We start from the raw sequence: 6,736 nt of genomic DNA on the forward strand, positions 1-6,736 counted from the left end.
CTTTTTTTCAACTCTGGCACCACTTCTGACTCAAACCAAGGATTTTTGGCCATCCAGATTTGATTTCGCGGTGAGGGGTGAACTAGTGGAAAATAGGTTGGCAAGTAGTTCTGGTAATGTTTTACCCGTTCTGTTACCTTGCCACTGATTTTCTCATGTAAATAGTAGGCTTGGGCATATTGGCCAATCAAGAGGGTCAATTGAATATCTGGTAATTCTTGCAAGAGTTGCGGATGCCATTTTTCAGCAAAACCTGCTCGAGGTGGCAGGTCACCTGACTTACCATGCCCTGGAAAGTAGAAATCCATAGGTAAAACAGCAAAATAACCTGAATTGTAAAAGGTGTCCTCATCCACACCTAGCCAGTCCCGCAAGCGGTCACCACTCTTATCCTTCCAGTAAAGTCCTGCTTCTTGGGTTTTAAGACCAGGCGCTTGACCGATGATATTGATGCGAGCAGTCTTTGGCGCTGCAAAGAGAGGCTCGATGCCACGCTTTGTATAGGTAGCATTCTGCGGATCCGCCATGATAGCCTGCTTGATTCTTTCAATTTGAGACATCTACTTTCCCTCCAAAAAGAAGTCTAAGCATACAATCTCAGACTTCTATCGTTTTATTTGATCAATTCGTAAATAGCTTCGGCATAGATTGCTGCTGCTCGGAAAAGATCATCCAAGGCGATAAATTCGTTGGCTTGGTGCATGGTATCAATCGAGTCTGGGAACATAGCACCGTAGGCAACTCCGCGTTCGAGCAAGCGACCAAAGGTTCCACCACCGATGACTTGCTCGTGACCTTTAAGACCAGTTTGTTTTTCATAAACATTCAACAAGGTTTGCACAAGTGGATCTTCCATTGGCACATAGTGAGGAGTATGACCGTGTTCAGAAAGGCTAACAGAAGCAACTGGCAAGTTTTCAAGGATTGACTTGATTTGTTCTGGACTTGTTCCTTTTGGATAGCGGATGTTAAGGGCAATGGTATTATCAGCGCTTGTTTCGTCAAATCGGAAGACACCAGCATTCATAGAAAGGGCACCCATCTTTTCATCCACATGGGCAATCTTGAGATTTTCACCCTCATGGTCGTTCAAGAGAATCTTACCAGCGATGTCAAGGTAATCTTTAGCTGGTTCAGCAAAGTCAAACTGGCTAAGGAAGAGAGCTAGGTAAGTCGCGCCATTGACACCTGAAGCAGGCATAGCACCATGTGCTGATTTACCAATGATCGTCACCTTGTATTGACCGTTTTCTTCTTGGAGTTCTCCTCTAAGTTTGTGTTCTGCAACAAAGGCATCTAGTTTAGCTTGCAAGTCAGCCAAATCACCTGAAACGACTGCTGTTGCTGATTCAGGTACCATATTTTCACGCAAACCACCTGTAAAGCTGTGAAGACGAGCGGCTCCATTGTTTTCTCCTGCAAAGTGGAGGTATTCAGTAATATTTCCTTTTTCACCATTGATGATAGGGAATTCAGCGTCTGGAGAGAAACCGAAGTCTGGTTTGGCAAGACCTACGTGCTCGAAGTAGTAGTCCATGTCTGCCCAGCCTGATTCTTCATCAGTTCCGACAATAAAGCGAACTTTCTTAGAAGTTGGAAGGCCCAATTCTTTGATAATTTTCAAGCCATAGTAACAAGCTGTTGTAGGTCCCTTATCATCAGAAGCTCCACGCGCATAAAGGCGACCGTCTTTGATAGTTGGTGTGTAAGGGTCTGTGTCCCAACCGCTACCAGCTGGAACCACGTCCATATGAGCAAAGATGCCGAGAACTTCTTCTCCTTCACCAAACTCAAAATGTCCTGCGTAGTTGTCAACATTTTTAGTTGGGTAGCCATCGCGGTCTGCGATTTCAAGGAATTTCTCCAAGGCTTTTACTGGACCAGGTCCAAATGGATGTTCAGCATCAACCTTGCTATCATCACGTTCTGAGTTGATTTCCAAAAGGCTAAACAAGTCAGCCAAGAGGTCTTCTTTGCGTTTTTCTACTTCTGCTGTAAAATCAATTGCTGTCATTTTTTTCTTCCTTCTATCTTTTCTCGATGATTTCATCTACTGGCAAGCGGTAGCTTGGTTCCAATTTTTCGTCCGTATAACCCACTGTGATCAAGAGTTCTGGGCGGAAACGGTCTTCAATTTCCAAAACATCATTGACTTTTGATTTGTCAAATCCAAGGATCAAATTTGATCCGATTCCCTGATCTGTAAGAGCCAGAACCAAGTTCATAGCAACCAAACCTGCATTGAGGGCTAGGTAGTCGCTGACTTGTTGTTCATTGTAACGCGCAAACTCGGCAGGCAAATTCTTCATGAAGTATTGAAGTTGTTCTTCTGAGAAATTATTTGCACCACCGACACGGGCAATCTTACGAGCGCGTTTGGCCAGATCTGTATCTGTAAATAAGGCAATGGTTACAGGTGCTGATGATACCTGCTCAAAGTTGGAACCATAAGCCAATTTTGCTAGTTCTGCATTTTTCTCACGCACCACTACAAATTTCCAAGGCTGGCTGTTGTGGGCACTTGGTGCCAAGGTTGCAATTTCGATAGCCGTACGCACATCTTTTGGATCAACTGGCTTATCAGTGAAATGCTTAGTCGCATGACGTTTTTTATTTAATTCAAGAAATTTCATAATTGATTTCCTTTTCTAATTCTACTGCTTCCATTCTACCATAATTTGAAAGAGCTTGCAGGGATTTTTCATGATTAAGATTTTTTATTACAGCCATAAAAAATATATATTGGTTCATCAAGAAAGTTTCTGATAAACTAGCAAGTACTTTACATTTGAATGGAGACATTATGAAAAAATTTAGCCTATTACTAGCTATCCTACCATTTTTGGTTGCCTGTGGGAATCAAGCTACACCCAAAGCAACCAACTCTCAAAAGACAATCGTCGTTGCTACAGCTGGCGATGTGCCACCATTTGACTACGAAGACAAGGGCAATCTGACAGGCTTCGATATTGAAGTCCTAAAGGCAGTGGATGAAAAACTCAGCGGCTACGAGATTCAATTCCAAAGAACTGCTTGGGAAAGTATCTTCCCAGGACTTGATTCTGGTCACTATCAGGCTGCAGCCAATAACTTGAGTTACACAAAAGAGCGTGCTGAAAAATACCTCTACTCACTTCCAATTTCAAACAATCCCCTCGTCCTCGTCAGCAACAAGAAAAATCCTTTGACTTCACTTGACCAAATTGCTGGTAAAACAACGCAAGAGGATACCGGAACTTCAAACGCTCAATTCATCAATAACTGGAATCAGAAACACACTGACAATCCTGCTACTATCGATTTTTCTGGCGAAGATATTGGTAAACGAATCCTAGACCTCTCTAACGGCGAATTTGATTTCCTCGTTTTTGACAAGGTATCCGTTCAAAAGATTATCAAGGACCGTGGCTTAGACCTTTCTGTGGTTGACTTGCCTTCTGCCGATAGCCCCAGCAACTATATCGTTTTCTCAAGCGACCAGAAAGAGTTTAAAGAGCAATTTGATAAAGCACTCAAAGAACTCTACCAAGACGGAACCCTTGAAAAACTCAGCAATACCTACCTAGGTGGTTCTTATCTTCCAGATACATCTCAGTTACAATAAGATATATAAAAACGATTGGCTGGCCCAATCGTTTTTAGTTTGCATTAGTTATTTTAGGAAACTTTTACAAAAAATCAAAATAATCCTTCACATCCTCTACATACCCATGCTTTTCTATTAAGCTGGCTAATAATTCCAGATTGTGTCCCTGATAGTTATCTTCTCTTCGTAGCTCTTCATACATTTCGATAAAGGGAAGTCCCTTGGACTTGGCCAATTCTAACTCCGATTCATAGTCATAAGCGACTTTACGAAATAGGATATTTACCAATTCCCCATCTTCAACCTCTATCACGGCATACTGGGCACGGTGATTTTTTAACGCCTCCCAGTTAAAATAGGGCATGCCAATCGAACCTGGATTGATGATTTGTTGCCCTTGACTGCCATAACGAAGCAACTGCTTGTGAACATGACCATAGACTGCCACGTCGGTTTCCGCATCTAGCAGTTGGTCAAATTTATCTGTATCATTTCCAACCAGTAGGTCCCCACCATAGTTTTTGTCAGGTAAATTATGAGAGATAGAAAAGCGCAGTCCGTCAATTTCTTTCTTTTCCAGCAAAGGCAAGCTTCGTAGCCAGACAATCGTTGCAGGATCCATTCGCTCCATCAAAAACTGAGTCATTCGCATAAGCTGGATTTCTTGCGGATTTTCTAAACCGTATTGCCCATCCAAGACCTCCAGGACACAATCATCCCAATTGCCTCGAACACTGGCTGTGATAGGAAGGTCCTTTAGCAGGGCGACTAAGTCATTTGCGCCTGGACCAGGAAGAAAAGTATCTCCCAGAAGCCAGTATTCACTGACTCCTTGATTTTTAGCATCTGCAATCACTGCTTCTAGTGCAGTTGCATTGCCATGAATATCTGATAAAATTGCGATTTTATGGTTCATTGTGGTTTCCTTCCGTTTGGTATTCTACTCTTTCTTCTGCCACTTGAGGCAAGGTTTCTGTTTCCTGCGAGTTCAACTTCCTCTGCACAGCTTCTGCGACAAGTCTCGGCACACCGACTTCGACAATCTCATCCACACTTGCTTCCTTGATTTTGATCAGAGACTTGAAATGCTTCATGAGATTCTGCTTGCGTTTAGGTCCCAGACCTTCAATCCCATCCAATTGAGATGAAAAGGAATTTTTAGAGCGCAGTTGGCGGTGGAAAGTGATAGCAAAGCGGTGTACCTCATCTTGAATACGTTGGAGGAGGAAAAATTCCTGAGAATTGCGAGATAACTCTACCACCTCAAGCGGATCTCCAAAGAGCAATTCATGGGTTTGGTGCTTGTCATTCTTTTGCAGACCTGCAATGGGGATATCCAAGCCCAGCTCCTCTTGGATGACTTGCTTGGCGATATTGACTTGACCTTGTCCTCCATCAATGACAATCAAATCTGGAGGAGTCAAACCGTCACGCTGTACTCGACCATAGCGCCTACGAATGACTTCTCTCATACTGGCATAGTCGTCTGGCCCAACGACAGTCTTGATTTTATACTTACGATAATCCTTCTTACTTGGTTTGCCGTTGACAAAGACCACCATGGCTGAAACAGGACTGGTTCCCATGATATTGGAGTTATCGAAGGACTCGATGCGAACTGGAGTCGGAATTTGGAGCAAGCGTCCTAGATTTTCAATAGCCCCTTGGGTCTTCTCGACAGATTTCTCTAGCAGGTTAAATTTCTGCTCTAGGCTGACTCGGGCATTTTTTATGGCTAGATTGACCAGCTGCTTTTTCTCTCCACGCTGGGGCTTGAGAATCTTGGTATCCACCAAAGCCTTAACGGCTTCTTCATCGATATCCTGCGGAATCAGTACCTCATTGGGAACCAGATGAGATTTTTCTTGATAAAATTGTCCCACATAGGTCAAAAAGTCCTCATCCGGATCATTGTAGTAGGGAAAGAGATTGACATCCCGCTCAATGAGTTTTCCCTGACGGACAAAGAAAACCTGAACACACATCCAGCCCTTGTCCACATAGTAGCCAAAGACATCGCGATTTTGGAGATCCTTAGCCATGACCCGTTGCTTGGTTCGAAGCGTTCCAATGGCCTGAATCAGGTCACGGTATTCCACCGCGCGTTCAAATTCCATAGTCTGGGCTGCAGCTGCCATTTTTCCCTTAAGATCATCAATGATTTTGTCGTCTTGCCCTTTCAGAAAATCAGAGACCTCCTGGGCCATGGACTTGAAATAGGCCTCATCCTTCTTACAGATGGTGTGAGCCATACATTGGCCGATATGGTAGTAAAAACAGACCTTAGAAGGTGGATTGGTACACTTGCGAAAAGGGAAAATCCGATCCAGCAGTCGCTTGATTTCATTGGCTGCCCCCACATCTGGATAAGGTCCAAAATAGAGACCTCCGTCCTTCTTGACCTGTCGGGTAATAATCAAACGAGGATAGCGTTCATTGGTGATTTTGATGAAGGGATAGGACTTATCGTCCTTGAGCATAATATTGTATTTAGGCTTATTTTCCTTAATTAGATTGATTTCTAGGAGAAGTGCCTCAATATTGGACTCCGTAACAATAAATTCAAAATCCACAATCTCAGACACCAGAGCCTCTGTTTTGGTATCATGACTTCCACGGAAATAGGACCGCACGCGGTTACGCAGATTTTTAGCCTTTCCTACATAGATAATGGTGCCGTTTTTATCCTTGTGAATGTAACAACCAGGGCTGGTCGGCAAGAGCTCTAGTTTTGATTTAATCAAGTTATTCATAATTCCATTATAGCAAAAAAGTAGGGAAAGATTGTTCCCTACTCACTAGTCTCATATATTTTTCGGAGGTTTGCGACATCCTCTTCCTGGATACCATAAAAGGAACCCGCAGGTTGCATGACAGACTTCTCATCTGTATGGTCCAAGCCAATCGCATGCCCCAACTCATGTTCTGCAGTATGGACAAGGCGCTCATAGGAATAGCCATAGTTAGGATTGGACAGATAATAGTGATTCAACCGTACCGTGACAGACAAGAATTGCCCTGTTAAGAGGTTGGTCTGACTTTCTGCCTCTCCTGCCACAGGAGTGCCTCCGTCATTCATCTCAGTAGCCAAGATATCCGCCTTACTAGACTCAGTCACGAGTTCAAAGTTAAAAGCACCAGTTTGATTCC

7 protein-coding genes are annotated in these 6,736 nt (G+C 43.5%); 1 reads left to right on the forward strand and 6 read right to left on the reverse strand.

Translation table 11 applies throughout. From position 1 onward, the window contains the following. The 3 genes from SMIDD26_RS06695 to SMIDD26_RS06705 all read right to left on the reverse strand — a co-directional run. A partial coding sequence (locus tag SMIDD26_RS06695; RefSeq protein ID WP_061439625.1) for a uracil-DNA glycosylase family protein occupies window positions 1-560 on the reverse strand: 560 nt, incomplete at its 3' end. Window positions 561-613: 53 nt separating this feature from the next. Continuing rightward, window positions 614-2,014 carry a dipeptidase PepV gene (gene pepV, locus SMIDD26_RS06700; RefSeq protein WP_061439626.1) on the reverse strand — a complete coding sequence of 467 codons (1,401 nt, stop codon included), beginning with the start codon at window positions 2,012-2,014 and terminating at the stop codon, window positions 614-616. 13 nt (window positions 2,015-2,027) lie between these two features. Beyond that, entirely contained in the window at window positions 2,028-2,633 is a 606-nt protein-coding gene (locus tag SMIDD26_RS06705; protein ID WP_061439627.1) for a nitroreductase family protein, read from the reverse strand. A gap of 170 nt (window positions 2,634-2,803) precedes the next feature. Between SMIDD26_RS06705 and SMIDD26_RS06715 the strand changes: the two genes are divergently transcribed. After that, a complete protein-coding gene (locus SMIDD26_RS06715) occupies window positions 2,804-3,604 on the forward strand; it encodes an amino acid ABC transporter substrate-binding protein (RefSeq protein ID WP_061439629.1) in 801 nt (266 codons plus the stop codon). Between the two features lie 64 nt (window positions 3,605-3,668). Here SMIDD26_RS06715 and SMIDD26_RS06720 read toward each other — a convergent pair whose 3' ends face one another. The 3 genes from SMIDD26_RS06720 to SMIDD26_RS13055 form a co-directional block, all read right to left on the reverse strand. Further along, a complete protein-coding gene (locus SMIDD26_RS06720) occupies window positions 3,669-4,502 on the reverse strand; it encodes a metallophosphoesterase family protein (protein ID WP_061439630.1) in 834 nt (277 codons plus the stop codon). Further along, window positions 4,492-6,339, reverse strand: coding sequence for an excinuclease ABC subunit UvrC (gene uvrC / locus SMIDD26_RS06725; protein WP_061439631.1), 1,848 nt, complete (start codon window positions 6,337-6,339; stop codon window positions 4,492-4,494). The genes SMIDD26_RS06720 and uvrC overlap by 11 nt, the downstream gene beginning before the upstream one ends. 38 nt (window positions 6,340-6,377) lie before the next feature. After that, the coding region (locus tag SMIDD26_RS13055) for a matrixin family metalloprotease (RefSeq protein ID WP_246746962.1) at window positions 6,378-6,736 on the reverse strand (359 nt) is incomplete at its 5' end.

The organism is Streptococcus mitis, assembly GCF_001579035.1.
Taxonomy (GTDB): Bacteria; Bacillota; Bacilli; order Lactobacillales; family Streptococcaceae; genus Streptococcus; species Streptococcus mitis_J.